Annotated in this window: 1 protein-coding gene; it reads right to left on the bottom strand. The window is 69.1% G+C overall.

Translation table 11 applies throughout. From position 1 onward, the window contains the following. Nucleotides 1-269 (bottom strand): AMP-binding protein (locus FS665_RS23200; RefSeq protein WP_145193662.1); only part of this gene is annotated, 269 nt, incomplete at both ends.

The raw sequence follows: 269 nt of genomic DNA, 5'->3' as shown, positions 1-269 counted from the left end.
TGCTTGCCACTGGCGCCGTCGGCCGCCACCACCACCGCCTCACGCACGCTGTCCTGCTCTTGCAGGCGCGCTTCGATTTCGCCCAGTTCGATGCGCAGGCCGCGGATCTTCACCTGGTGATCGATGCGCCCGGCGTATTCGATCACCCCGTCCTCGCGCTGGCGCGCCAGGTCACCGGTGCGATACAGCCGCTGGCCAGCGACGAACGGGCTAGTGACGAAACGTTCGGCCGTCAGGGCCGGGCGACGGTGGTACCCGCGCGCCAAACC

Source organism: Pseudomonas sp. URMO17WK12:I11 (assembly GCF_007677725.1).
GTDB lineage: Bacteria > Pseudomonadota > Gammaproteobacteria > Pseudomonadales > Pseudomonadaceae > Aquipseudomonas.
Note: the sequence above shows the minus strand (reverse complement) of the source record. Positions and strands in the feature narration are given on the sequence as shown.